Origin of the sequence: Chitinophaga parva (genome assembly GCF_003071345.1) — a bacterium.
GTDB lineage: Bacteria > Bacteroidota > Bacteroidia > Chitinophagales > Chitinophagaceae > Chitinophaga > Chitinophaga parva.
On the sequence record NZ_QCYK01000001.1, the window covers coordinates 2,229,823 to 2,253,659 of the forward strand.

The window sequence follows — 23,837 nt, forward strand, 5'->3', positions numbered from 1 at the left end:
CGGAAAAATGATTTTCGTCAGCTTTACATTTATGCCGTTATTCAACAATTATATGACATTTGCCGCCCGGGAAACCCGTGTGCAAGGGTTTACATTTGCAGCATTTTCAGGAGACATCTAATATGGGAGCTACTACACACAAGGCCATAATTTTAATGAACTTAGGATCGCCGGACAGCACGGAAGTACCGGATGTGAAGCGTTACCTGATGGAATTCCTGATGGATAAGAAGGTTATCGATTATCCATATTTACTACGCCTGTTGCTGGTAGGCGGCATTATTGTGCCGCGCCGCGCCCCCCAGAGTGCAGAAGCCTACAAGCGCGTCTGGTTGCCGGAAGGCTCTCCGCTCATTGTGCTCACCCAACAATTGCAGGAGGCTGTACAACATGCACTGCCTGATGTACCGGTGACCATTGCCATGCGCTACGGGAATCCTTCTCCCAAAGCCGCTTATGATGAATTGCTGGCCCGGCACCCCCAGCTCAAAGAGGTGATCCTGCTGCCGCTGTACCCGCATTACGCCATGTCTTCCTACGAGACGGCCGTAGATTACGCCAAAGAGATCCATCAAAAAGGCAAATACGCTTTCAAACTTACCACCATACCCCCTTACTTCGGTAATGAAGATTACATACGGGCCCAGGCCGCCAGTATGCAGCCTTACCTGGAGCAGGACTACGACTATGTATTGTTCAGCTACCATGGTGTACCGGAAAGGCATATCCGTAAAGGGGACATCACGCACAAGCATTGCCTGCAGGTAGCGGATTGCTGCCACGTGGACTCCCCGGCGCATGCGTTCTGTTACCGCCACCAGGTGTTCGTTACTTCAGAAAAAGTGGCCGCCGCGCTGAACATCCCGGAAGAAAAATGGGGCATATCTTTCCAGTCCAGGCTGGGAAAGGAGCAATGGCTGCTGCCTTACACCGCCAGCCGTTTCACCGAACTGCCGGCGGAGGGTAAAAAGAAAATACTGGTAGCCTGCCCTGCGTTTGTATCAGACTGCCTGGAAACCCTGGAGGAAATCGGCATGGAAGGTAAGCACAGCTTCCTGGAAAGCGGGGGCGAAAGCTTTACCATGATCCCCTGCATGAACCTGCACCCGCTGTGGGTACAGGCCATCGGGAAATGGTGCAGCCAGATCATCCACGCATAAAAACAACGCTCTCTTTGCATAACACTTGCCTGCGAAGCAAGCCTGATCCTGTAGCATCACGATGTTGGGCAAGTTAAGTGCAGCATTGTCTTGGACGGCCTCAAATAGAAGTATATTCAGCGTTTGCCAACAAATGTTTGAGCGGGTGGAATGCGGGGCATTCATCCATCATTCATTGTTCAGCGTTTGCCCATGGTGTTTAATTTTTAAGAGACTATGAACAAGCAACATCCTGTACTCGTTGTGGGTGGCGGCCTTTCAGGGTTAAGCCTTGGATACGCCCTCCGGCAACAAGGTGTTCCCTATCGCGTATTAGAAGCTTCCGGCCGCGCCGGTGGTGTGGTTGAATCCCTGCACCGCAACGGCTTTGAGCTGGATGCAGGGCCCAATAGCATTGCCATGGCGCCGGAACTGCGCACCTATTTTGAACAACTGGGCCTGCAGGACCAGATCGTGGAGGCGGCCGCCGCCAGCAAGGACCGTTACATTGTGCGCAATAACCAGTTGCACGCCATTTCCCCGCATCCCTTCAAGATCATGGGCTCCAAATTCCTGAGCGGCGGTGCAAAGTGGAAATTATTTACCGAGGCTTTCCGCAAAAGCAAACCCGCCAGTGCGGATGAAAGTGTGGCCGATTTTGTAGCCCGCCGCTTTGGGCGTGAGATCGCTACTTACGTGTTTGAGCCCGTACTGTCGGGTGTTTACGCAGGTAATATCAACAAGCTGTCTATTAAAGAGGTGATGCCCATGCTGGTAAGCTGGGAGAACCAATACGGCAGCGTGGTGAAGGGCCTCATGAAAAACAAAGGAGCCATGGGCGGGCGCAAGATTGTGACGCTCAGGGGTGGCAATGCCTCCCTCACCAACAAGCTGGCCGCCGTGCTGGGAAGTGATCTCCAGCTGAACACCAAGGTGACCGGTGTGTGGCAGAATGCAGCAGATGAAAGCTATGAGCTCAGTGTTTCTGTAAATGGGCTGGTGAGCGTGATCAAGGCATCGCAGGTGGTGTTTACCACACCGGCCTATGCCGCCGCGAACGCGCTGGAATCGATGGACCACCCGCTGGCAGCGGCGCTGCGCAATATTGAATACCCCGCTATGGGTGTGCTGCACCTGGGATATGATAGGGCTGCATTGGGCAAAGTGCCGGATGGTTTTGGCTTCCTGGTGCCAGCCGCAGAGCAGAAGCATTTCCTGGGCATGATCTATAACAGCGCCATTTTCCCTTTCAAAGCACCGGAAGGCAAGGCCCTTTTCACCGTATTTATTGGTGGGGCCAACCAGCAGTCCGTGTTACAGCAGCCACCCGAAAACCTGCAACGGCAGGTGATTACGGAGGTGAATGAGCTTTTGGGCATCAGCGCACAGCCGGTCATGCAGCAGTTCCAGGTATGGCCGCATGCTATTCCACAGCTGAACACAGGCTTTGATGCCGTAAGGCAACTGACGGCCCGCTTTGAAGCAGCGCACCCGGGGCTTTACATTGCCGGTAATTACAGCACGGGCGTGGCAGTGCCCACCATTATCCGCAAGGCGGATGATTTGGCATTGCGCATCAAAGAAAAGCAATAGCATCGCCATTACAGCAACACTGGCGGGGCATCCGCCCCATGACAAGGCAGCAAAGAAAAGTATCCATCACTGGCGCGGGCGATTTGTCCGCGCCAGTGTCTTCATGGCAGCTGCTTCTTTTCCCGTCATTCCCCTAATTTTGCGGCATGGAATTTCGCGACAGCAATTACTTACCGGCCGCATTGCTACAATCCCTGGAAGGTTTGCCCGGCTACCATGCCGCTGCTTTCCTGGCCACGCACCTGGCCGGCGCTGCACCTACCTCTATCCGGCTCAATCCTAATAAACTGCCTGCTACCGCCGCCACCGCAGCGGTGCTGGAAGCCTTATCCGGCGCGGATGTACTCCCTGTGCCCTGGAGCCGCTACGGCTATTACCTGCCCCAGCGCCCTTCCTTTACCATGGACCCGTTTTTCCATGCCGGCACTTACTACGTACAAGAGGCATCCTCCATGTTCCTGGAGCACGCGGTACGCAGCCTGGTGCCAGTGGATGTACCCCTGCGTGCACTGGACCTCTGTGCGGCGCCGGGTGGTAAATCCACCTTGCTGCAGGCCACACTTTCACCCGGCAGCCTGCTGGTGACCAACGAGATCATTAAGCCAAGAGCCGCCCTGCTGGCGGATAATATGACCAAGTGGGGCGCTGCCAATGTGGTGGTGACCAATAACGATCCCAAAGATTTTGCAAAGCTGGAAGGCTTCTTTGACCTCATTGTTACCGATGCGCCCTGCTCCGGTTCCGGTCTTTTCCGGCGCGATCCCGAAGCGGTGGAAGAATGGTCACCGGGCAATGTGGTGCTCTGCAGCCAGCGCCAGCAAAGGATCCTGGCCGATGTGCTGCCGGCCCTGAAAGCTGGCGGTACCCTCATTTACAGCACCTGCTCTTACTCCCGCGAGGAAGACGAGGACATCATGGACTGGCTGCTGGAAAATTTTCCCCTGGAATCTGTACCATTGGAAGTGCCGGCACAATGGCAGGTGGTCACTACGGAGTCGCGTGTACGAAAAGCGGTGGGCTACCGCTTCTACCCGGACCAGGTGCAGGGGGAGGGGTTGTTCCTGGCCTGTTTCCGCAAAACGGATGGCGCCACTTTCCAGCCAAAGAAACAAAAGCAAAAGGAGGTCAGCCTGTCACCTGCCCAGCGCCAGGTGATCATGCCGTATTTGCAGGAAGGGGCGGATCTTTTCCTGCTGCCTTTCCAGCAGGAGGTACTGGCTGTTCCAAGTGCTTTAGCAGGTGACGTAGCCTTATTACAGCAGCAGCTATACCTGCGCAAGGCTGGCGTAAAAATAGGCCAGCCCACCCCGAAAGAACTGATCCCGGATCACGAACTGGCGCTGAGCACCATTGCCTCCAAAGCCTTGCCAGCCGTGAGCCTCAGTAAGCTGGAAGCGTTGCAGTACCTGCGTAAGGAAGACTTCCGGCCGGGCACGGACCTGAAGGGCTGGGCCCTTATGCAATATGAAGGGCATGCCCTGGGCTGGGCTAAATTACTGCCCAACCGCATGAACAATTATTACCCGAAAGGATTGCGCATCTTAAAAGAAATTTCTCCGCGGGACCTGGAATAGTGGAGCACGGAATGATTTTTGAAGCGGGGAGGATACGTTGCTGCAATAAGCACTCAAATTCAACGTTTAAGGCGAAATACACAACGGGAGTGGCATTGGCAGTTATCAATTTTAACGCCTATATTCGTTCCCGTAAAAAGAAAATCACAAGTAGTATGTTAAAATCGATCATGACATGTGCAGTACTGGCAGTGGGCTCCGTAACGGTGGCACATGCACAGGATACGCTGCAGGTGCAGGGAACCACGCCCAATCTGTTCCTGGAGCACACCGTCAGGAAGGGAGAAACTTTTTATAGCCTGAGCCGCTCTTTTGGTGTACCGGCTAAAGATATTGCCACAGCTAATAAACTGCCTTTTGAAAAGGGCGTTCAAATAGGTGCCGCCGTGAAGATCCCGCTTACCGCGGCTAACTTTTCCCAGGCAGCCAATGCAGCCCCGGGTGCCAACCTTCACCCCGTGTACCACCGGGTAGCAGAAAAGGAAACGCTGTACCGCGTAAGCCAGAACTACAATAAAGTGCCGCTGGACAACATCCGCCACTGGAATAATTTTTCCGGCGATGGTTTGCAAAAAGACAGCTACGTGATCGTAGGTTTTGTAAAAGGCAGCGCTAACGGCGCAGCCCTGGGCCATCCTGCTGCCAGCGCACCTGCTGCCACTGCACCGGCATCCACACCGCCGCCTGTAGCCGCCAGCACGCCGGTGGCTAAGCCCCAGCAAGGCACGCCACCTCCTGCCACTCCGCCAGCGGAAGCCAGCAACACGCCGGAAGAAACACCGGCCGCCGCATCCACAAAGCCGGTAGCTGAAAGCACGCATACCACTGCCCCTCCGGCAGTAAGCACCCCTGCTAATGTACCGTTTGAAACCATCTACAGCCAGCAAACCGCCGGTAAGGATACTAAAACGGAGAAGGGCCCTGCTGGCTGGTTTAAGAGCAATGCAGTACTGAATTCCGGTAAATACTATGCCCTCCACAACTCCGCACCCCGTGGCACCATCATTAAGGTGACCAACCCGCTGAACGGTAAATTCATCTACGCCAAAGTGCTGGATGCCATTCCCCAGCTGAAGCAGAACGCAGGCCTTATCATCAAACTGAGCGACGCCTCCATGCAGGCCCTCTCTACCAACGATGCGAAGTTCTATTGTGAGCTTACTTATGTAGAATAGCTCACGGTCAGGTATAAACGAAAAAGCCGCTGCGCATCCCTGTGCAGCGGCTTTTTTATGTGCCGGTGGAAAAGCCCGCCGGTAAAGGTGCTCATTCAAAACGGTACCCTCTCAGGAACTCTTCCACGCCCATGCGCTTTTTACCTTCCAGCTGTAGTTCCAGCACCTGTAAATAGCCATCCGGGGTGGCAAATTTGAGGAAGGTCCTTTTATCGGAAACCGGCGTGCCGGGAGCTTCCTTGGGCTGGCCATGTTCTTTGCCGGCCTTGAAGATCTTCAGTGTTTTATCGTGCAGGAGGGTCCATGCGGTGGGGTAGGGGCTGAGGCCACGCACCAGGTTGTACACCGCATCCACCGGCTTTTCCCAGTTGACCTGGCAATCTTCCTTGAAGATCTTGGGCGCATGTTTGGCATCGGCCACTTCGGGCTGGGGCATCTCCTGAACGTTGCCACTGGCCAGGGCTTCCACGGTTTGGAGCAGCAGGGAGGCGCCGGTGTGCATCAGGTCATCGTGCAGCTCACCCGCTGTTTCATCATCACGAATGGGCACGGCGGCACTGAAAAGGATATTGCCGGTATCAATAGCATGCTGCAATTTGAAAGTGGTAACGCCGCTTTGTTTTTCACCGTTGATCACCGCCCAGTTGATAGGCGCAGCGCCCCGGTAATCCGGCAGCAGGGATGCATGTACATTGATGGTGCCCAGGCGGGGCATATCCCACACTACTTCCGGGAGCATACGGAAGGCCACTACCACCTGGAGGTCTGCTTTTAGTGCACGCAGTTCCTCCAGGAAGGTTTCGTTTTTCAGCTTTTCTGGTTGCAGCACCGGAATGTTATGCGCGACGGCGTATTTTTTCACGGCGCTTTCATTCAGCTGTAAGCCACGCCCCGCGGGCTTATCCGGGGCTGTGACCACACCCACTATGTTGTAATTATTTTTAACGAGTATATCTAAAGAGGCCACCGCAAAATCGGGAGTGCCCATGAATACAATGCGAAGGTTGTCTGCCATAGTTCCAGTCTTTTATTCAGCGTAAAGTAAATATTTTTTGCGTACCGCTTTAAAGTGCTCCAGCCCGGAGGCCCAGCTGGCGCGGATCTCAGCGGCTGTTTTGCCAGCGGTGACCTGCTCCCGCAGCTGCCTGCCACCCGCCAGTTTATCAAAGAAAGGCGTGAAGAATTTTGCTTTATCAGGATACAGCTGGTAGGCAGTAATGAGCCATTGCAACTGCAGTTGGTGGCCATATTTATTGTACACTTCCGCGGCGGGGCCAGACAGGTCAAAGCCGTAGCAGGCCTGGTCTTGCAGCACCGGTGTTTTAGCGCCGGGCATGCTGCGGGGCGTGAACTTATATAAGCTGTCCGGGAAAAGCGGGGAGCCAAACTGCTGGAAAGGCTTGTCCGTACCACGTCCTACGCTGATGGGCGTGCCTTCAAAAAGGCAGAGCGATGGGTACAGGTAGGTGGCGCTGGCATTAGGCAGGTTGGGCGAGGGTTTCACCGGTATTTCAAACCGGGTGTGGTGCGTATAATGTTCGCAGGGGATCACCGTGAGTTTGCAGTGAAGCTGCTTGTCCAGCATTTTTTCTCCATTGAGCATGTTGGCATATTCGCCGGTGGTCATGCCGTGTACAATGGGGATGGGCTGCATGCCTACAAAGGAGCGGTAGGCCGTATCCAGGATGGGGCCATCTACATAGCTGCCATTGGGATTGGGCCGGTCCAGCACCAGCAGGGGCTTGTGATTTTCCGCGGCAGCTTCCATCAGCTCCTGCAGGGAAGATATGTAAGTGTAAAAGCGGGTGCCTACATCCTGTATGTCAAAAATAAGGAGGTCCACATCTGCGAGGTCGGCTGCGGTGGCTTTGCGGTGGGCGCCATACAGCGATACGATGGGCAAACCCGTTTTGGGATCTGTACTGTTGCCTACATGCTCACCCGCGTCTGCATTGCCCCGGAAGCCATGTTCCGGGCTGAAGATCTTCACTACTTTAACGTGGAGGGCCAGCAGGGAATCCACGAGGTGCACCGGGCCGATGGTGGCGGTCTGGTTTACCAGGAGGGCCACCCGCTTGCCTTTAAGCAGGGGCAGGTAAGCGCCGGTGCGTGCTGCGCCGGGTATCACGGTTTGGGCATGCATACGGCTGCAAAGCAGGAGGCAACAGGCGAGTAAGACGAACAGGTTACGCATAGACTGTAAAGGTCAAATTCCCTTGTGCAAATTCCAAATCGGGAAGTGCAGGCGTAGTAAAAATATATGTGAAATACTGCTAATGCAACCTGGATTAAATTCCCCTAAAAACGGTGCTAATGTCATTTTTACTTACCTTGCGGGTACATTAATAAACGATTTAAAATTACATTATGCAAACAGTAAAGCAGGGCGATACCGTACGCGTGCACTACCATGGCCGTTTGGACAATGGTACTACTTTTGATTCTTCAGAAGGCCGTCAGCCGCTGGAGTTCACAGTAGGTGCAGGTATGGTAATTGCGGGCTTCGACAACGGTGTACTGAACATGAAGGTGGGTGAGAAGAAGACCGTACATATCCCGGTTCATGAAGCTTATGGTCCGAAGAACCAGGAAATGGTCCTGGATTTCCCGAAATCCAATATTCCCCCGGATATGAAGCCTGAAATTGGCCAGGAACTGCAAATGAGCAATGCTGAAGGCCAGGTGTTCCAGGTGAAAGTGGTAGGTATCAACGAGGAGTTCATCACCCTGGATGCAAACCACCCGCTGGCTGGCGAGCCGCTCAACTTTGATATTGAGCTCGTAGAGATCGTTTAAGATATTTTACGCATAACAAGGTTCCGCTTCACTTTTTTGCCGGCATATGCAGCAGGAAAGTAAAGCGGAACTTCTTTTATACACACGCCATGCACGAAAACGTAGCCTGCCCCCGCTGTGGTATTTATTTTGAATGCAAAGTGGGCAACATTACCCAATGCCAGTGCCAGTCGGTAGCCCTTACCGGGGAAGACCGCACTTTCATAGCCGGCCGGTACGAGGGCTGCCTTTGTGCCCAGTGCCTGCAAACGCTGCGCAATGCCCGCAAGCAGGAAGAAAGGGAGCAGGTGATGCGGCAATTTGGAAAGCGGTAAGTACTAAGATAATTTCAAACCATGTTCAACAACTACGCCTACTCCGTTACGGAACGCTTCCTGCGCTATGTGCAGATCGATACGCAATCTGACCCGCTGAGCGGTACTTTTCCTTCCACTGAAAAACAAAAAGACCTGGGGCGCCTGCTGGTGGCCGAATTGCAGGACATGGGCATTACCGATGCCCACCTGGATGAATGGGGATATGTATATGCTACCCTGCCTGCCAATACGGATAAGCAGGTGCCGGTGATCTGCCTTTGCTCCCACATGGACACCTCCAGTGATTGCAGTGGCACCCATGTAAAACCCATCATTCATCCTAACTACCAGGGCCAGGACCTGGTGCTGCCGGACGATCCGTCTGTTGTGATCCGCGTGGCGGAACACCCTTACCTCGAACAAAAAAAGGGAGACGACATCATTACCGCCAGTGGCCTTACCCTGCTGGGTGCCGATGATAAAGCTGGCGTGGCTGCCATCATGGACGCCGTGCGCTTCCTGCTGCAACAACCGGATGTAAAGCATGGTGCCATCCGTATCCTCTTTACCCCGGATGAAGAAGTGGGCCGCGGCGTTAATCACCTGGATATGGAAAAGCTGGGTGCACAGTTTGGCTATACACTGGATGGGGGAGAACTGGGATCGCTGGAAGATGAGAACTTTTCTGCCGATGGCGTGAAGATCGTGATCGAAGGGGTGAGCGTGCATCCCGGTACCGCAAAGGGAACCCTGGTGAGCGCCATTAAGATAGCCGCGGAAGTGCTGGCCACCTTGCCGGCAGACCGGTTGTCGCCGGAAACTACCGAGGGCCGGGAGGGCTTTGTGCATCCCGTGCGCGTGGAAGGTGTGGTGGAAAGGGCAGAGATAGATTTCATCATCCGCGATTTTGAAACGGCAAAGTTGCAGGAGCATGAGGCGTTCCTGAAGGCGGTACTGGACCAGGTGATGGCCCGCTATCCTGCCGCCAGCGCCACTTTCCAGGTGAAGGAGCAATACCGTAATATGAAAGAGGTGCTGAACCAATACCCACAGGTGGTGGAGTATGCGGCTATCGCCATGCGCAAGGCCATGATAGCACCGGTAAGCCTGCCGATACGTGGTGGCACGGATGGCTCCCGCCTGTCTTTCATGGGATTGCCCTGCCCTAATATCTTCACCGGCGAGATGGCCCTGCATGGCAAGCAGGAATACGTAAGCGTGCAGGATATGCAGAAGGCGGTGCAAACCATTGTATACCTGGCCCAAACCTGGGAAGCACATAGCTAAGCGGGTTTAGATAACCTGCATAGTTTGTGCCCACTGCTAAAATAATTTTCGGGAGGCTTCGTTTTTATTAGTACTTTAATTGCTTATTGATACTTTTGCAAGGCTAAAATGCATCTCATGTTCCTAGGAATTCTATCCTTTATCACTGACACACTTTTACAATCCAAGCCTGATTCTTCGGCTGTTTCAGCCGGTGCTGCCACCGTGGTGGAAAAGCACCTGAGCATCCTGGACCTCCTGGAAAAGGGGGGCGTGCTGATGATACCCTTGGGTGTATTGTTCGTGATCGCCGTGTTTGTGTTCATGGAGCGGTACATCACTATTGCAAAGGCGGGCCGCCTCCAGGATAACTTTATGGCCATGATCCGCGATCATATTTCCCAGGGCAATATCACGGCCGCCCGTTCCCTGTCAAAGAATACAAACAGTCCCATTGCCCGCGTGATCGACAAAGGTGTACAGCGCATTGGCAAGCCGATAGATGCCATTGAAAAATCCATGGAGAATGTAGGCAAGCTGGAAATGTACAAACTGGAAAAGAACCTGGTCATCCTTTCCATCATTGCAGGCATTGCGCCCATGTTTGGCTTCCTGGGCACCATTGCAGGGATGATCCAGACCTTCTTCAATATCTCCCAGACTTCCGATATTACCCTCAGCACTATTGCAGAAGGGATCTATGTAAAAATGGTGACATCCGCCTCCGGCCTGATCATCGGCCTGGTGGCCTATATTGCCTACAGCTTCCTGAATGCGCAGATAGACAAGGTGCTCAACAAGATGGAAGTGGCTTCTGCTGATTTCATTGACATCCTGCAGGAACCGATCCGCTAATCATTCTTACAAATTTGTACCATGAACCTGAGAGAAAGCAGGCGTAAAAAAACAGTGGAAATGCACAACTCAGCGTTGAACGATATCCTGTTCATCCTGCTGTTGTTCTTCCTCATTGTGTCTACGTTGGCCAATCCGAATGTAATAAAACTGAACCTGCCCAAGGCCAAGACCAATACCAAGGCAAAACAGACCGTGGTGGTGAGCATCAATGCCAACCGGGAGTTCTTTGTAGGCACGGCCAAAGTACCTTTCAATGACCTGAAAACTGCGCTGGTACCGGCATTGCAGCGGGAGAACATTGATCCCACCATCGTGATCAATGCCGAAAAATCTGTACCGGTAGAAGATGTGGTGAGCCTCATGGAAGTGGCAAGGGAACTGAATGCAAAGGTGGTGCTGGCCACCTCCAAACCTGCAGGGGAGGGCATTCCGCCCGCAGGGCACTAACTGCTGATACAACGTATTGCACATAGAAAAGGCGCACCGTCATGGATGCGCCTTTTTATTTTGTCTCCGGCGGGAGTGACCGTTAATCCTTTATCGCCATTACCATGCGGTCTTTCCCAAAGATATCCTGCTTCAAGGTGACCCGGGTGAAACCGAGGCTGGTTAAGAGAGCTACCGTCTCCGGGCCTTTTGCTTCATTGATCTCGAAGAATAGTTTGCCCCCGTTCACGAGCTTTTGCAGGGCCAGCTGCGCAATGGTGCGGTAAAATAACAAAGCGTCATTATCCGGTACAAACAAGGCAATGGAAGGCTCAAAGTTCACTACTTGCGGCATCATCTCCGCTTTTTCAGCTTCCAGGATGTAAGGTGGATTGCTAACGATGATGTCGAACGCAGGGAGGGCCGCTGTGGCCTGGGCGTCCAGCACATTTACCTGTGCAAATTCCACGGGGACCTGCTGCAGGCGGGCGTTTTCACGCGCTACTTCCAGGGCGCCTTCACTTATGTCAATGGCATGTACTGTTGCGTAAGGCAATTCTTTTTTCAGGGCAATGGGTATACAACCGCTGCCGGTGCCAATGTCTATGATGCGCAATGCCTTGCTGCCGGCGGTCTTCACTTCCTTTACCATCCATTCCACCAGTTCTTCCGTTTCCGGGCGGGGAATGAGTACGCGCTGGTCTACCAGCAGCTCCATACCATAAAACCAGTTGCGCCCAATTACGTAATGCACGGGGTAGCCATGGCCCAGGCTGAGGAGGGCTGCTGCCAGTTGTTGGTCCTGCTCCGCAGTAAGCTCCCGGTCTTTGTACACGATGCGGTCCAGCTTTGAGAGGCCGGTGATGTGTTCCAGGGTCATATGGGCAATATTGCCGGCTTCCCGCTCGTCATACTGGCGTTGCAACAGGGTAAGGAGCTGGGCAAAAGCGGATTGTACAGTGCTAAACATGCAGCAAATGTAAGGGTAGTAAGGAAAATAGCCGGCGAAACGATATTTTTGCAGCCTTATCACTTCATTATTTCTTGATCATGGAACAGGGCCGGGACGAATTTTTTATGGCGCGCTGCCTGCAACTGGCGCGGCTGGGAGCGGGCCATGTAGCCCCCAATCCTATGGTGGGTGCCGTGCTGGTATGCGAAGGGCGCATTATCGGGGAGGGCTACCACCGTCATTACGGGCAGGGACATGCTGAAGTGAATTGCATAGCCAGCGTGCGTACGGAAGACCGTCACCTCATTCCCCGGTCCACCATTTATGTAAGCCTGGAGCCCTGTGCCCACCATGGTAAAACCCCACCCTGCGCAGATCTGATTGTGGCGGAGGGCATTCCCGAATGCGTGATCGGCTGTATAGACATCTTTGCCAAGGTGGCCGGTAAAGGCATTGCCAGGCTGGAAGCGGCCGGCGTGCGGGTAAAGACCGGTGTGCTGGAAGCGGAATGCAAGGCCCTGAACAGCCGCTTTTTTACGTTTCACGGGCTGCAGCGGCCTTACGTGGTGCTGAAGTGGGCCCAATCGTCCAATGGTTTTATTGCAGCGGAAGGTGGGCGCCCGGTGCGTATTTCCCACCCGGTTACAGACCGGCTGGTGCACAAGTGGAGGAGCGAGGAAGCTGCCATCCTGGTGGGCGCCAAAACCGCCCAGGGCGACAATCCCCGGCTGAATAACCGCCTCTGGAGTGGCCGCCAGCCCCTGCGCATCATCATTGACCTGAACGATAAAGTACCCGCCTCCCACCAGGTGTACGATAAATCACAACCTACTGTATTTGTAACCACGAAGGCAAAGCCGGACCAGGACCATATCCTGGTAGATGGCGTGCAATCCCTACTGCCACAGCTATTGCAGGAACTGCATGCCCGCAGCGTGCAAAGTGTGCTGGTAGAAGGAGGGGCCTATACACTGCAGCATTTCATCAATGATGGCCTCTGGGACGAAGCCCGGGTGATCACCGGCGCAAACCCGCTGCCAACAGGCGTTGTAGCGCCTACCCTGCACGGTGCGGTGCTGGAGGACACGCTTTTACTGGAAACAGACCGCTTATTTTTTTACCGTCATGGGTAACACTACCCCAAGCTTTACATGGAAGTTTATTTTACGATAGAAAAGACCGCCACCGCGGCATTCAAGGACAGGGGCAGCAAATTTATATCTTACGCTTACCCGGTAAAAACACCCGAGCAGGTAAAGGAATTCCTGCAGGAAGTAAAGAAAGAGCACCCCAAAGCCACCCATCACTGTTATGCTTACCGCCTGGGCACAGACGGCCTGGCCTTCCGGGCCAACGATGACGGGGAGCCTTCGGGTAGTGCCGGCAAGCCCATTCTGAACCAGATAGATAGTAAAGACCTTACGGACGTACTGGTGATCGTGGTGCGCTATTTTGGGGGGACGCTGCTGGGGGTGCCGGGACTGATCAATGCGTATAAGACCGCTACGGCACTGGTGTTGCAGCTGGTACCATCCGTGCAGAAGAACGTGGAAGCAACCCTGACGCTGGACTTTGATTATACCATGCTGAATGATATTATGAAAGTGGTGCGGGCGCATAATTGCACCGTGATATCACAGGACCTGCAGTTGTTTTGTTCCATGAAAATCGGGGTGCCTAAGTCGCAGTTGGAGTTATGCCTGCTGAAGCTGAAGGATCTGAGAGGGGTGGAGGTGAAGGCAAAATAAGAGGCGGCTATTGCAGCCGCCCGGTAAAGCTTAGAAGGTAATGGAAATATGGACGGTACCGCCAAGGCCTACTTCCACGATATGTTTTAAGGTAGAAAGTCTTGTTTCTTTGATGTTGTTTTCAATTTTGGAAATGTAGGATTTGTTCTTGCCTACTTTGGCGCCCAGTTCTTCCTGGGTAAGGCCCTGGGCCAGCCGGGCCTGTTGCAGGAGCACGCCGAGTTTGAATTCTTCAAAGCCTGCTTCATATGCTTCCCGCTTGGGCGTACCACGTTTGCCATATTCGTAGTCAAGCAATTCGCCAAGGGTTGTTATACTATTTTTTATTTTTTTCATACTCTTCTTTAATTTTTAACGCTTTTGTAATTTCAGCCAACGGCGTTTTTTGTGTTTTCTTTTGAAAGCCATTTCCTAACACAATTACCTTTCCTTTATCGAAAAAGCAAAAGATCCTGAAGATATCACTGGCTTGCTGCACTCTTATTTCATACAACCCCCGGGTATTTTCAATGTGCTTCAGATAAATTTCCGGGACTATTTCTACCCTCTCTATTATTTCCAATGTCCACGTTATCTTCTTACGTACCGCAGCCCGCTGCTTATTATAAAACTCTTGGAAGTGCCCGTTGTAAAAGGTAACCTTCCTACATAACTCTTTCATTACAAAACTATTAAAAGTTTCCCTAAAGGGTAACTTTCTTTATTTTTGTTGATGTAAAAGAGTGATAACCAGTTTTTTAGTGTTGATTTAAAGCGCTTCCCCCAGGGAAACTTGGTTAGAAAAAATAACATTATCCCTTGAACCGCTCGCTTACCACCAGTTCTTTACTGCCCGCGGTGTACTTATAAAATCCTTCCCCGCTTTTGATGCCCAGGTACCCCGCGGTGACCATATTCACCAGCAAAGGGCAAGGTGCATATTTCGGGTTTCCAAACCCATCGTGGAGCACGTTCAAAATAGACAGGCACACATCCAGGCCTATGAAATCCGCCAGCTGCAAAGGCCCCATGGGATGTGCCATGCCCAGTTTCATCACGGTGTCAATGGCTTCCACTTCCGCCACGCCTTCATACAGGGAATAGATCGCTTCATTGATCATGGGCATCAGGATGCGGTTTGCAATGAAGCCGGGGTAATCGTTCACCACGCAGGGTACTTTTTCCAGTTGCTTGGATAGCTCCACAATGGTATCCGTCACCTTTTTCGTAGTGGCGTAACCGTTAATGATCTCTACCAGTTTCATCACCGGTACGGGATTCATGAAATGCATGCCGATCACCTGGCCAGGACGTTTGGTGGCGGCCGCAATGCGGGTAATGGAAATGGAAGAAGTATTGGTGGCCAGGATGGCGTCCGGGTGGGCGTGGGCGTCCAGGTCCTGGAAGATCTTGAGTTTGAGGGCCACGTTTTCCGTCGCGGCTTCTACCACCAGTTCGGCTGCGGGCACGCCGGCTGCCAGGTCTGTAAAGGTGGTAATGTTTTGCAGGGTGCTTTGCTTCACCGTTTCGGTGATGCCGCCTTTGCTGAGCTGGCGGTCCAGGTTTTTGGAAATGGTCTGCAGGGCCTTATCCAGTGCGGCCTGCGATACGTCGATGAGATGAACGGTAAATCCATGCTGGGCAAATACGTGGGCAATACCGTTGCCCATGGTGCCTGCCCCGATTACGGCAATTTGTTTCATGGTGTATGAACGAGGTTTAGAAAAGCAATATAACCATAAAACAATTGCGCCATTCCCCGGTACGGAAAATGGCGCAATCCATTATGTCATTGGCCGAAGGCCTAATCATCTTTATTCTTAAAATCGCCCCGCTTCCATGCCTGGATAAACTGGGCCCAGGCCAGGGGGTTAAAGATGTTCTGCGGAGGCGCCTGTCCTGCGTAATAAAGTGACTGTGCCTGGCGTTGAAAATAAGCATTGGACGCTTCGTGGGCGTCTGCCGGTGTGTAGCGCGACAAGGCATGCATTTTAGCAGCTTCCGTGTTCTTACGGGCTATCTCATAAGCATCTTCCGGTATATCGGCATACGCAAAGGCGTGGTCAAATTCTTCCTTGGTGGGATAGGGGTGAATAATGGTCACCGGCAGGTAAGTGGTATCCTCCGTAAGAAGCTGCAACAGGGAATAGTTGTTGCCCGGCAGGGTTGCAGGGATCTGGTACAACACTTTTTTGAAACCGATAGCCGTAAACGCCAGCGTATCACCCTTGAATGCTACGATGGAAAATACACCCTGGCTGTTGGAAATAGTACCGCGGTGCTGCCCTTTTACCACTACGCTCACCGCCGGAATGGCCCGGAGGCTGTCTGCCGTCATGGTAATACCGGAAATTTGAATAATGCTGTCCTTAAAAGCCGTGATCTGGGCTTTAAGAAACAGTGGAAACAGTGTAACAATTAACAGTATGTAGATTTTCCTGAGCATCACCCCGCTAATATAGTGAAATGTTTAATGCGATTTGTGGTCCGTCTGCCTGAAAGCCGCAAGGTTTACGCCAAGAAGCAGGCTCATAAAAAAGATAGTATAGAGACCTCTTAAAAAGCCGCCGGTAAAATAACCTCCAATTAGGTTAACTTTGGTTCCCGAATATCAACTTTAACACGAAATTATGATAACGAAAGAGCAGATTTTAAAGGCCCTCAGCAATGTGGAAGAGCCGGATCTGGGAAAGGACCTGGTGACGTTGAACATGGTGAAAGACGTGGAGATTGATGGCAATAATGTGAGCTTTACGGTGGTACTGACTACCCCCGCGTGCCCGATGAAAGATATGATCCATAACGCCTGCGTGAACGCGGTGCACCACCTGGTGAGCAAGGATGCCGTAGTGAACGTAAAACTGACGGCCAATGTAGTCACCGCCCGTACGGACGGTAAAGGACTGCTGCCCAAGGTGAAGAATGTGATCGTAGTGGCATCCGGCAAGGGGGGCGTTGGTAAATCCACCGTGGCCACCAACCTGGCCCTGGCCCTGGCAGAAGGCGGCGCCTCCGTAGGCCTCATGGATGCCGATATCTACGGCCCGTCCATACCTACCATGTTTGGCGTGCGCGGTGAGCGCCCCATGATGGTGGAAGTGGAAGGCAAGGGCATGATCGTTCCCATGGAAAAATACGGCATCAAGTTCATGTCCATCGGCCTGCTGATAGATGAGCGCCAGGCCGTGGTATGGCGTGGCCCCATGGCCAGCAGCGCCCTGCGCCAGTTCATTACAGACGTATACTGGGACGAGCTGGATTACCTGGTGATAGACACCCCTCCCGGCACCGGCGATGTGCACCTGACCCTGGTACAGACCATTCCGGTAACCGGCGTGGTGATCGTAACCACGCCCCAGGACGTAGCCCTGGCCGATGTGAAGAAAGGCATTGCGATGTTTAGTGGTAGCCAGGTGAATGTACCCATCCTGGGCCTGGTGGAAAACATGGCCTATTTCACCCCCGCGGAACTGCCTGAGAACAAATACTATATTTTCGGGAAGGATGGCGGCCGCCACCTGGCAGACGACCTGGAAATTCCCTTCCTGGGCCAGATCCCGCTGGTGCAGAGCATCCGCGAAGGTGGCGATGAGGGCGTACCGGCCCTGGCAGGCAAAGATCCCGCCACCCGCAAGGCTTTCATGGACGTAGCAGGTGCAGTGGCCCGCAGCGTGGCGATGCGCAATGCCAACATTGCCCCGTCCAAGATCGTGGAGATCGTGGTGTAAGGGATTGGGAGAAAGAAATCTATTTCGTGCTACAGGTGTCCGTGACAACGGAGGCCTGTAGCACTTTTAATTTAAAAACGTCATCGATGCATTTGCCCAAGATCAATGAAGAAAAGAACTGGGACGTGATAGCCGGGTTTATCCACCAGTACTCCTTTGCAACCCTGGTACATGTGCTGGAAGGCAAGCCCAAGGCCGCCCACCTGCCCCTGGAGCTGGAACGCAGTGAAGACCAGCAGGAACGGACCATTGCAGCGGAAATGAGATCAAGGCGCTACTGCCCGTTCCATTGGACGGCGGCAAAAAATAGGCACTGAACGAACCCCTATTATCTTTACCTGGTTACGTTGCTGCAAGAGCAAGCCGCTTTACCAGGCTTGCAATTCAAACATCACACTTTGGCATAACTTTTTTTATGCATTAAATTTTTTTTGCTTCACTTCCCGTTCCCGCAACCATCCCGGTGGAACGCAGCCACGAATAAATACGTAAAAAACATATATTTATTCCAGGAGCATATATAACCCGTGACCCACGCCTGTGGCGGGCTACGGCCGGGCTCGTGTATTGCATTGACATTCAAATATTTTCCCGGTTTTTATCCGGAAAAAGACAGAACTTTAGTTGAAGCGGGCTCGGTCCTCTGCTGGATTTTATTCTTTTCTTTTACCCGCAAAAAGGCGTATAGAATGCTTATTTTTGCGCCCCAAAATACACTGCTATATGAATCGTCAGGAACTCGTGCATTCGATCAGGGAAAAACAATCTTACTTGTGTATCGGCCTGGATACGGATCTGCACCGCATTCCCCGTCACCTGCACACGCATGCAGACCCTGTGTTTGCATTCAACAAAGCCATTATTGATGCTACCAAAGACCTGTGTGTATCTTACAAGATCAACACGGCCTTTTATGAGTGCATGGGCATCCGCGGGTGGGAATCCCTCCAGCGTACCATTGAGTACATTCCCGAGGGCATTTTCACCATTGCAGACGCCAAGCGGGGCGACATTGGCAACACCGCCACCCAGTACGCCAAGACCTTTTTCGACACCTATAATTTTGATTCCGTAACGGTGGCTCCCTACATGGGACAGGACAGCGTTACACCCTTCCTGGCCTTTACAGATAAGTGGGCCATTATGCTGGGCCTCACTTCCAACGAAGGCAGTAAGGATTTTCAGCTGCAGCGCATGGAAGATGGGGAATACCTGTATGAAAAAGTACTGAAAACCGGCGCCGGCTGGGGTACCCCGGATAACCTGATGTTTGTGGTAGGTGCTACCCAAACAGAACAGATCGCCCGCATCCGCGCCCTGGTGCCGGACCATTTCTTCCTGGTGCCCGGCGTAGGTGCCCAGGGTGGCGACCTGGCCGAGATCTCCAAACGCGGCATGAACAAAGACTGCGGCCTGCTGGTGAACGTAAGCCGCGGTATCATTTACGCCGGCAATGGCGAAGACTTTGCCGCAGACGCCCGCACTGCCGCCCTCCAATACCAGTCAGAAATGGCCAGCCTGCTATCCAGCATTGCCCCCGCACCCGCGGTGGGTGTGTAAGCAGTACGCCACCACCTTTTTTTTAGCAGCCCGGCCATAGTGCCGGGCTGTTTCGTTGTTGGCCGTCTTGGAATAATTTGTGATCTTCATACGGATTTGGTTTCACGTTACAACAATCGCAGCTTATGCAGGACCTGTTTCAATCCCCTGATTACTACAACATTGACGAACTGTTGACCACCGAGCATATCATGGTGCGCACAGCCGTGCGCGATTTCGTGAAGAAAGAGATCTCACCCATTATTGAAGATGCCTGCCAGCGGGCCACTTTCCCTAAACAGATCATCAAAGGACTGGGCCAGGTAGGCTGCTTTGGGCCCACCATTCCTGTGGAGTACGGGGGCGGTGGAATGGATTACATGTCATATGGACTGATGATGCAGGAACTGGAGCGGGGCGACAGTGGTGTGCGTTCTACGGCGTCTGTACAGGGATCGCTGGTGATGTTCCCAATTTACGGTTTTGGGAGTGAGGCACAGAAGCACAAGTACCTGCCCAAGCTGGCCACCGGCGAGATGATGGGCTGTTTTGGCCTTACGGAGCCGGATTTTGGGTCCAATCCTGCGGGCATGCTCACCCATTTTAAAGATGCAGGCAATGATGTGATCCTCCATGGCAGTAAGCTGTGGATCTCCAATGCGCCATTTGCGGATATTGCCGTGGTATGGGCCAAGGATGAAGAAGGCAAGATCCGGGGCCTGATTGTGGAGCGGGGCATGGAAGGCTTTTCCACGCCGGAGATCAAAGGTAAATGGAGCCTGCGCGCCAGCGCCACCGGAGAGCTGGTGTTTGACAATGTACGCGTACCTAAAGAAAATATTTTGCCGAATGTGGTGGGCCTTCGCGGCCCATTGAGCTGTTTGTCGTCTGCGCGCTTTGGCATCGCCTGGGGCGCTATTGGTGCCGCTATGGATTGTTATGACACCGCATTGCGTTATGCCAAACAACGCATCCAGTTTGACAGGCCTATTGCAGGTTTCCAGCTCACGCAAAAGAAGCTGGCAGAGATGATCACGGAGATCACCAAGGCGCAGCTGATGAACTGGCGCCTGGCGGTATTGCGTGATCAGAACAAGGCCACGCCGGCCCAGATCTCCATGGCCAAACGCAATGCCTGTGAAACGGCCCTGCACGTTGCGCGGGAGGCCCGCCAGATCCTGGGTGGGATGGGCATTACAGGAGAATACTCCATCATGCGCCACATGATGAACCTGGAAAGCGTGGTGACCTATGAAGGCACCCATGATATTCATTTACTGATCACAGGGCAGGACATTACCGGCATCAGTGCCATTTCATAACGGTTGTAAACATTGAAAATAGACGAAAGCCGCGCATAGACCATGCGCGGCTTTTTCATTAAACAGAAGAAGGGGGATTACACATTTATGCCTGTAGAAACCTTTTCCCTGGCTGCTTTTGCGGCAGCGACCATATTTTCAAGCGCTGCTTTTGTTTCCGGCCAGTTGCGGGTTTTAAGGCCGCAATCCGGGTTTACCCATATATTTTTTGCAGGCAGTAAGGCCGCTGCTTTTTCCAGCAGGACTTCCATTTCTGCCACTGAAGGAACACGGGGCGAGTGGATGTCATATACACCCGGACCTATCTCGTTGGGGTAATGGAAGTAGGCAAATGCTTCCAGCAGTTCCATCTGGGAGCGGGATGTTTCAATGGTGATCACATCCGCATCCATGGCCGCTATGTGGGCAATAATGTCATTGAACTCACTGTAGCACATGTGCGTGTGTATCTGCGTTTCATCGCGCACGCAGCTGGCGGAAATGCGGAAGGCCGTCACGGCCCAGTCCAGGTACATGGCCCGGTCTTTCCGGCGCAAGGGCAGGCCCTCGCGGATGGCTGGTTCATCGATCTGGATCATGGCAATGCCTGCGTTTTCCAGGGCAGCTACTTCGTCGCGGATAGCCAATGCCAGCTGGTTGGCGGTGACGCTACGGGGCTGGTCGTCGCGCACAAAACTCCATTGCAGGATGGTAACAGGGCCTGTGAGCATGCCTTTCATCCATTTTTCCGTATGGGCTTGTGCAAAGCGGCTCCAGCGCACGGTCATATCTGCGGGGCGCCATACATCGCCGAAGATCACAGGCGGTTTTACACAGCGGCTGCCATAGCTCTGTACCCAGCCATTGCTGGTAAAGAGAAAACCTTGCAACTGCTCACCGAAGTATTCTACCATGTCGTTCCGTTCAAATTCCCCATGCACCAGCACATCCAGGCCGCATACCTCCTGCCAGCGGATGAGGTCCACTGTTGCTTTTTCAAGCGCATCCTCGTACTGTGCTTGCGTAAGCGCTCCTTTTTTCCAACGGGCACGGAGCTGGCGGATGTCTGCCGTTTGCGGGAATGACCCGATGGTGGTAGTAGGGAAGAGGGGTAGCTGGAAGCGGGCATGTTGTGTGATCTGGCGCTGGGCAAAGGGTTGATGGCGGGTAGCATCTTTTTCCGTGAGCGCGGCCACGCGGGCCTTTACCTGCGGGTTGTGAATAAGAGCGGAGGTGCGGCGGGTTTCCATGGCCTGCCGGTTTGCGGCAAGCAGGCTGGTATTGCCTTCCAGGATGGCCTGCAGGTCATTGAGCTCCTGCAGTTTTTGTTTGGCAAAGGCCATCCAGTTACGTACTTCCCCTGCCAGTTTTGTTTCAGCTTCCAGGTCGAACGGGGTGTGCAGCAATGAGCAGGAGGGCGCGATCATCAGGTTATTACGCCCGCGTTCTTTGATGGCCAGGTCCAGCAGGTGCAGGGATCTTTCGAAGTCATTTTTCCAGATGTTGCGCCCGTCTATCACCCCCAGGGAAAGGACCACATGCGGGGGTAGCAGTTCCAGTAGCAGTTCCAGTTGCTGTGGTGCACGCACCAGGTCCACATGCAGCCCGGCTACAGGCAAACCCGCTGCCAGCGTGGCGTTATCGCCCAGGGCATCAAAGTAAGTAGTGAGCAATATCTTGATGTGGGGGCATTGCTTTTGGATGGCAGCATACGCGTAGCGGAAGGCTTCCTGTTGTGCAGGCGTGAGGTCCATGGCGAGGAAAGGCTCATCGAGTTGCACCCATTCCACCTGGTAATCTTCCTGCAGTTTATTAAGGATGTCCACGTACACGGGTACCAGTTTTTGGATAAGTTGGATGCGGTCAAAGCCGGCTTCTTTCTCTTTACCCAGCAGCAGATACGTAACGGGCCCAATGAGCACCGGTTTAGGCACTTTGCCCAGGAAATGGCGTGCAGCGCCGGTTTCCGCGAATACCTTGCTGGAAAAAATACGGAACGCCTGGTCCTTTTTAAATTCAGGTACAATGTAGTGGTAGTTGGTGTCAAACCACTTGGTCATCTCCATGGCGGTAATGTCCAGCCCATCGCGCTGGTAGCCGCGGGCCATGGCAAAGTAGAGGTCCACTTCCGCATTGTTGGCCACATCTGTTACCACCGGGGTGTAGCGCTCAGGAATAGCGCCCAGCAGCAGCGACATATCCAGCACCTGGTCATAGAGGCTGAAGTCGTTGCAAGGTACCAGGTCTATGCCTGCGTCTTTCTGCAATTGAAGATTGGCTTCCCGCACCTGCGTGGCGGCGAGGAACAAAGCCTGTCTGGAAAGCGTACCGGCCCAGTAGCCTTCACAGGCTTTTTTGAGCTCACGGCGGGGGCCTACGCGGGGGTAGCCCAGGTTGTTTTTCAGCATACGCATAAAACTGCTTTTAAGCATTAAAAAATGTTAAATGCCCTTACGTTTAATGAGTATGCTTTCGGGTGTAAATGACAAGAAAGGAACACATGTGCCCAGGAGAGAGGATGCCTGGTATGCAGGTTCCTGACGGCCGCTTTAAACTGCGAAAGCATTGGTCCGTCTTCAAGGTAAGTATCTGGCTTACCGCACTGGGTGCGGTTTTACAGTTGCGCAACAGCCCGTGATTTGCACACGGTTCCTTTTTACTACCAGTTATTACACTGGCAACCTGAGGACGTTATTTTCGGTAAAGAACATACAAAGGAACCAAATTGACCGGAATTTTCCAAGGCAGGACTTTACAACAGCCAATGTGGTTATTGCTGAAAACAGAAAGAGCCTGCACAATCGCAGGCTCCCCTGAAAGTTCATTGATCATTTACGCAGGTCTTTGCAGGATGCCTTTTTCATACAGCACTTCCGCAAAAGCCTCCGGGGTGGTGAACTGTATGCTCTCAATGCCCAAAGCCGCCGCGGCATTGATATTCCGCAGGTTATCATCCACGAATAAAGTCTGGCTGCGGTCTACCTGGTAACGTTCCAGCAGCAGTTCATAAAAAGCGGCGGTAGGTTTGCGCATGCCCTCCCTGCCGGATACTACGATGCCATCAAACCAGTCCAGGAAGGGATATTCCTCCACGGCAATGGGAAAGGTTTCAGCGCTCCAGTTCGTGAGGGCGTATAATTTTATATGGCCTTGTTTTTTGAGTTGATGCAGTAGCTCCACGGTGCCACCAATGGGGCCTACCAGCATTTCTTTCCAGCGGCCGTAATATGCGCGGATGGGCGCTTCATGCTGGGGATGCATTTGCACGAGCAGCTCCGTACCCTCCGCAAGGGAGCGGCCTGCATCCTGTGTCTCATTCCATTCGGACGTGGCAACATGTGTGAGGAAGTGATCTACCTCCGCTTCGGTATCAAAGATCTTCCGGTAAAGTTGTCGCGGGTTCCAGTCTATCAGCACGGCACCCAGGTCAAAGATGATGGAGGTATATTGCATGTGGCTAATTAATT

Annotated in this window: 24 protein-coding genes and 1 riboswitch; of the genes, 15 read left to right on the forward strand and 9 right to left on the reverse strand. The window is 53.1% G+C overall.

All coding sequences use genetic code 11. The features are described from left to right. Positions 1-122: 122 nt before the first annotated feature. The 4 genes from hemH to DCC81_RS09345 all read left to right on the forward strand — a co-directional run bounded on the left by hemH (position 123) and on the right by DCC81_RS09345 (position 5,481). The gene (gene hemH, locus DCC81_RS09330; protein ID WP_108686261.1) at positions 123-1,160 is read left to right on the forward strand and encodes a ferrochelatase; all 1,038 of its coding nucleotides are present in this window, start codon (positions 123-125) and stop codon (positions 1,158-1,160) included. Between the two features lie 216 nt (positions 1,161-1,376). Beyond that, positions 1,377-2,732, forward strand: a complete 1,356-nt coding sequence (hemG, locus tag DCC81_RS09335) for a protoporphyrinogen oxidase (protein WP_108686262.1) — start codon at positions 1,377-1,379, stop codon at positions 2,730-2,732. Between the two features lie 146 nt (positions 2,733-2,878). Next, positions 2,879-4,306 (forward strand): methyltransferase RsmF C-terminal domain-like protein, encoded by a 1,428-nt coding sequence (locus tag DCC81_RS09340; protein WP_108686263.1) that lies wholly within the window; start codon positions 2,879-2,881, stop codon positions 4,304-4,306. Positions 4,307-4,461: 155 nt separating this feature from the next. Next, on the forward strand, positions 4,462-5,481 hold the full coding sequence (locus DCC81_RS09345; RefSeq protein WP_165806513.1) for a LysM peptidoglycan-binding domain-containing protein: 1,020 nt from the start codon (positions 4,462-4,464) through the stop codon (positions 5,479-5,481). Between the two features lie 91 nt (positions 5,482-5,572). Here DCC81_RS09345 and fmt read toward each other — a convergent pair whose 3' ends face one another. Both fmt and DCC81_RS09355 read right to left on the reverse strand, forming a co-directional pair. Further along, positions 5,573-6,496, reverse strand: a complete 924-nt coding sequence (gene fmt, locus DCC81_RS09350; RefSeq protein WP_240612939.1) for a methionyl-tRNA formyltransferase — start codon at positions 6,494-6,496, stop codon at positions 5,573-5,575. A 12-nt stretch (positions 6,497-6,508) separates the two neighbouring features. Beyond that, positions 6,509-7,675: an exo-beta-N-acetylmuramidase NamZ family protein gene (locus DCC81_RS09355; protein WP_108686265.1), complete on the reverse strand. Its 1,167-nt coding sequence runs from the start codon at positions 7,673-7,675 to the stop codon at positions 6,509-6,511. A 173-nt stretch (positions 7,676-7,848) separates the two neighbouring features. On the opposite strand from DCC81_RS09355, the gene DCC81_RS09360 reads away from it, so the two are divergent. The 5 genes from DCC81_RS09360 (at position 7,849) to DCC81_RS09380 (ending at position 11,144) form a co-directional block, all read left to right on the forward strand. Then, complete coding sequence (locus DCC81_RS09360; RefSeq protein ID WP_108686266.1) at positions 7,849-8,277, forward strand: FKBP-type peptidyl-prolyl cis-trans isomerase; 429 nt, start codon at positions 7,849-7,851, stop codon at positions 8,275-8,277. 89 nt (positions 8,278-8,366) lie between these two features. Further along, the gene (locus DCC81_RS09365; protein ID WP_108686267.1) at positions 8,367-8,591 is read left to right on the forward strand and encodes a cysteine-rich CWC family protein; all 225 of its coding nucleotides are present in this window, start codon (positions 8,367-8,369) and stop codon (positions 8,589-8,591) included. A gap of 21 nt (positions 8,592-8,612) precedes the next feature. Further along, on the forward strand, positions 8,613-9,860 hold the full coding sequence (pepT, locus tag DCC81_RS09370) for a peptidase T (RefSeq protein ID WP_108686268.1): 1,248 nt from the start codon (positions 8,613-8,615) through the stop codon (positions 9,858-9,860). 117 nt (positions 9,861-9,977) lie between these two features. Further along, on the forward strand, positions 9,978-10,694 hold the full coding sequence (locus tag DCC81_RS09375) for a MotA/TolQ/ExbB proton channel family protein (protein WP_108686269.1): 717 nt from the start codon (positions 9,978-9,980) through the stop codon (positions 10,692-10,694). A 21-nt stretch (positions 10,695-10,715) separates the two neighbouring features. Continuing rightward, positions 10,716-11,144, forward strand: coding sequence for an ExbD/TolR family protein (locus tag DCC81_RS09380; protein WP_108686270.1), 429 nt, complete (start codon positions 10,716-10,718; stop codon positions 11,142-11,144). An 82-nt stretch (positions 11,145-11,226) separates the two neighbouring features. Here DCC81_RS09380 and prmC read toward each other — a convergent pair whose 3' ends face one another. Next, positions 11,227-12,093: a peptide chain release factor N(5)-glutamine methyltransferase gene (gene prmC / locus DCC81_RS09385; protein ID WP_108686271.1), complete on the reverse strand. Its 867-nt coding sequence runs from the start codon at positions 12,091-12,093 to the stop codon at positions 11,227-11,229. An 80-nt stretch (positions 12,094-12,173) separates the two neighbouring features. Between prmC and ribD the strand changes: the two genes are divergently transcribed. Continuing rightward, positions 12,174-13,208 carry a bifunctional diaminohydroxyphosphoribosylaminopyrimidine deaminase/5-amino-6-(5-phosphoribosylamino)uracil reductase RibD gene (ribD, locus tag DCC81_RS09390; protein ID WP_108686272.1) on the forward strand — a complete coding sequence of 345 codons (1,035 nt, stop codon included), beginning with the start codon at positions 12,174-12,176 and terminating at the stop codon, positions 13,206-13,208. An 18-nt stretch (positions 13,209-13,226) separates the two neighbouring features. After that, positions 13,227-13,823 carry an IMPACT family protein gene (locus tag DCC81_RS09395; protein ID WP_108686273.1) on the forward strand — a complete coding sequence of 199 codons (597 nt, stop codon included), beginning with the start codon at positions 13,227-13,229 and terminating at the stop codon, positions 13,821-13,823. Positions 13,824-13,853: 30 nt separating this feature from the next. Here DCC81_RS09395 and DCC81_RS09400 read toward each other — a convergent pair whose 3' ends face one another. The 4 genes from DCC81_RS09400 to DCC81_RS09415 form a co-directional block, all read right to left on the reverse strand. Then, a complete protein-coding gene (locus DCC81_RS09400; protein ID WP_108686274.1) occupies positions 13,854-14,159 on the reverse strand; it encodes a helix-turn-helix domain-containing protein in 306 nt (101 codons plus the stop codon). Next, a complete protein-coding gene (locus DCC81_RS09405) occupies positions 14,140-14,484 on the reverse strand; it encodes a type II toxin-antitoxin system RelE/ParE family toxin (protein WP_108686275.1) in 345 nt (114 codons plus the stop codon). Before DCC81_RS09405 ends, DCC81_RS09400 begins: the two co-directional genes overlap by 20 nt. Before the next feature lie 130 nt (positions 14,485-14,614). Further along, on the reverse strand, positions 14,615-15,505 hold the full coding sequence (locus DCC81_RS09410) for a 3-hydroxyacyl-CoA dehydrogenase family protein (RefSeq protein WP_108686276.1): 891 nt from the start codon (positions 15,503-15,505) through the stop codon (positions 14,615-14,617). Between the two features lie 101 nt (positions 15,506-15,606). Further along, complete coding sequence (locus DCC81_RS09415; protein ID WP_108686277.1) at positions 15,607-16,248, reverse strand: carboxypeptidase-like regulatory domain-containing protein; 642 nt, start codon at positions 16,246-16,248, stop codon at positions 15,607-15,609. A gap of 184 nt (positions 16,249-16,432) precedes the next feature. On the opposite strand from DCC81_RS09415, the gene DCC81_RS09420 reads away from it, so the two are divergent. From DCC81_RS09420 to DCC81_RS09435, 4 genes are all read left to right on the forward strand, one after another. Then, positions 16,433-17,530: an Mrp/NBP35 family ATP-binding protein gene (locus DCC81_RS09420; RefSeq protein WP_205686278.1), complete on the forward strand. Its 1,098-nt coding sequence runs from the start codon at positions 16,433-16,435 to the stop codon at positions 17,528-17,530. 86 nt (positions 17,531-17,616) lie between these two features. Further along, positions 17,617-17,847, forward strand: coding sequence for an FMN-binding negative transcriptional regulator (locus DCC81_RS09425; RefSeq protein ID WP_108686279.1), 231 nt, complete (start codon positions 17,617-17,619; stop codon positions 17,845-17,847). A gap of 406 nt (positions 17,848-18,253) precedes the next feature. Next, positions 18,254-19,090 (forward strand): orotidine-5'-phosphate decarboxylase, encoded by an 837-nt coding sequence (gene pyrF / locus DCC81_RS09430; protein ID WP_108686280.1) that lies wholly within the window; start codon positions 18,254-18,256, stop codon positions 19,088-19,090. Positions 19,091-19,215: 125 nt separating this feature from the next. After that, positions 19,216-20,391 carry an acyl-CoA dehydrogenase family protein gene (locus tag DCC81_RS09435; RefSeq protein WP_108686281.1) on the forward strand — a complete coding sequence of 392 codons (1,176 nt, stop codon included), beginning with the start codon at positions 19,216-19,218 and terminating at the stop codon, positions 20,389-20,391. Positions 20,392-20,468: 77 nt separating this feature from the next. Here the strand turns inward: DCC81_RS09435 and metE are convergent, their stop codons facing one another. Continuing rightward, complete coding sequence (metE, locus tag DCC81_RS09440; RefSeq protein ID WP_205686279.1) at positions 20,469-22,784, reverse strand: 5-methyltetrahydropteroyltriglutamate--homocysteine S-methyltransferase; 2,316 nt, start codon at positions 22,782-22,784, stop codon at positions 20,469-20,471. Between the two features lie 150 nt (positions 22,785-22,934). Further along, positions 22,935-23,069: riboswitch (cobalamin riboswitch) on the reverse strand. A 133-nt stretch (positions 23,070-23,202) separates the two neighbouring features. Further along, a complete protein-coding gene (locus DCC81_RS09445) occupies positions 23,203-23,823 on the reverse strand; it encodes an HAD family hydrolase (RefSeq protein WP_108686282.1) in 621 nt (206 codons plus the stop codon). Between the last annotated feature and the right edge of the window lie 14 nt (positions 23,824-23,837).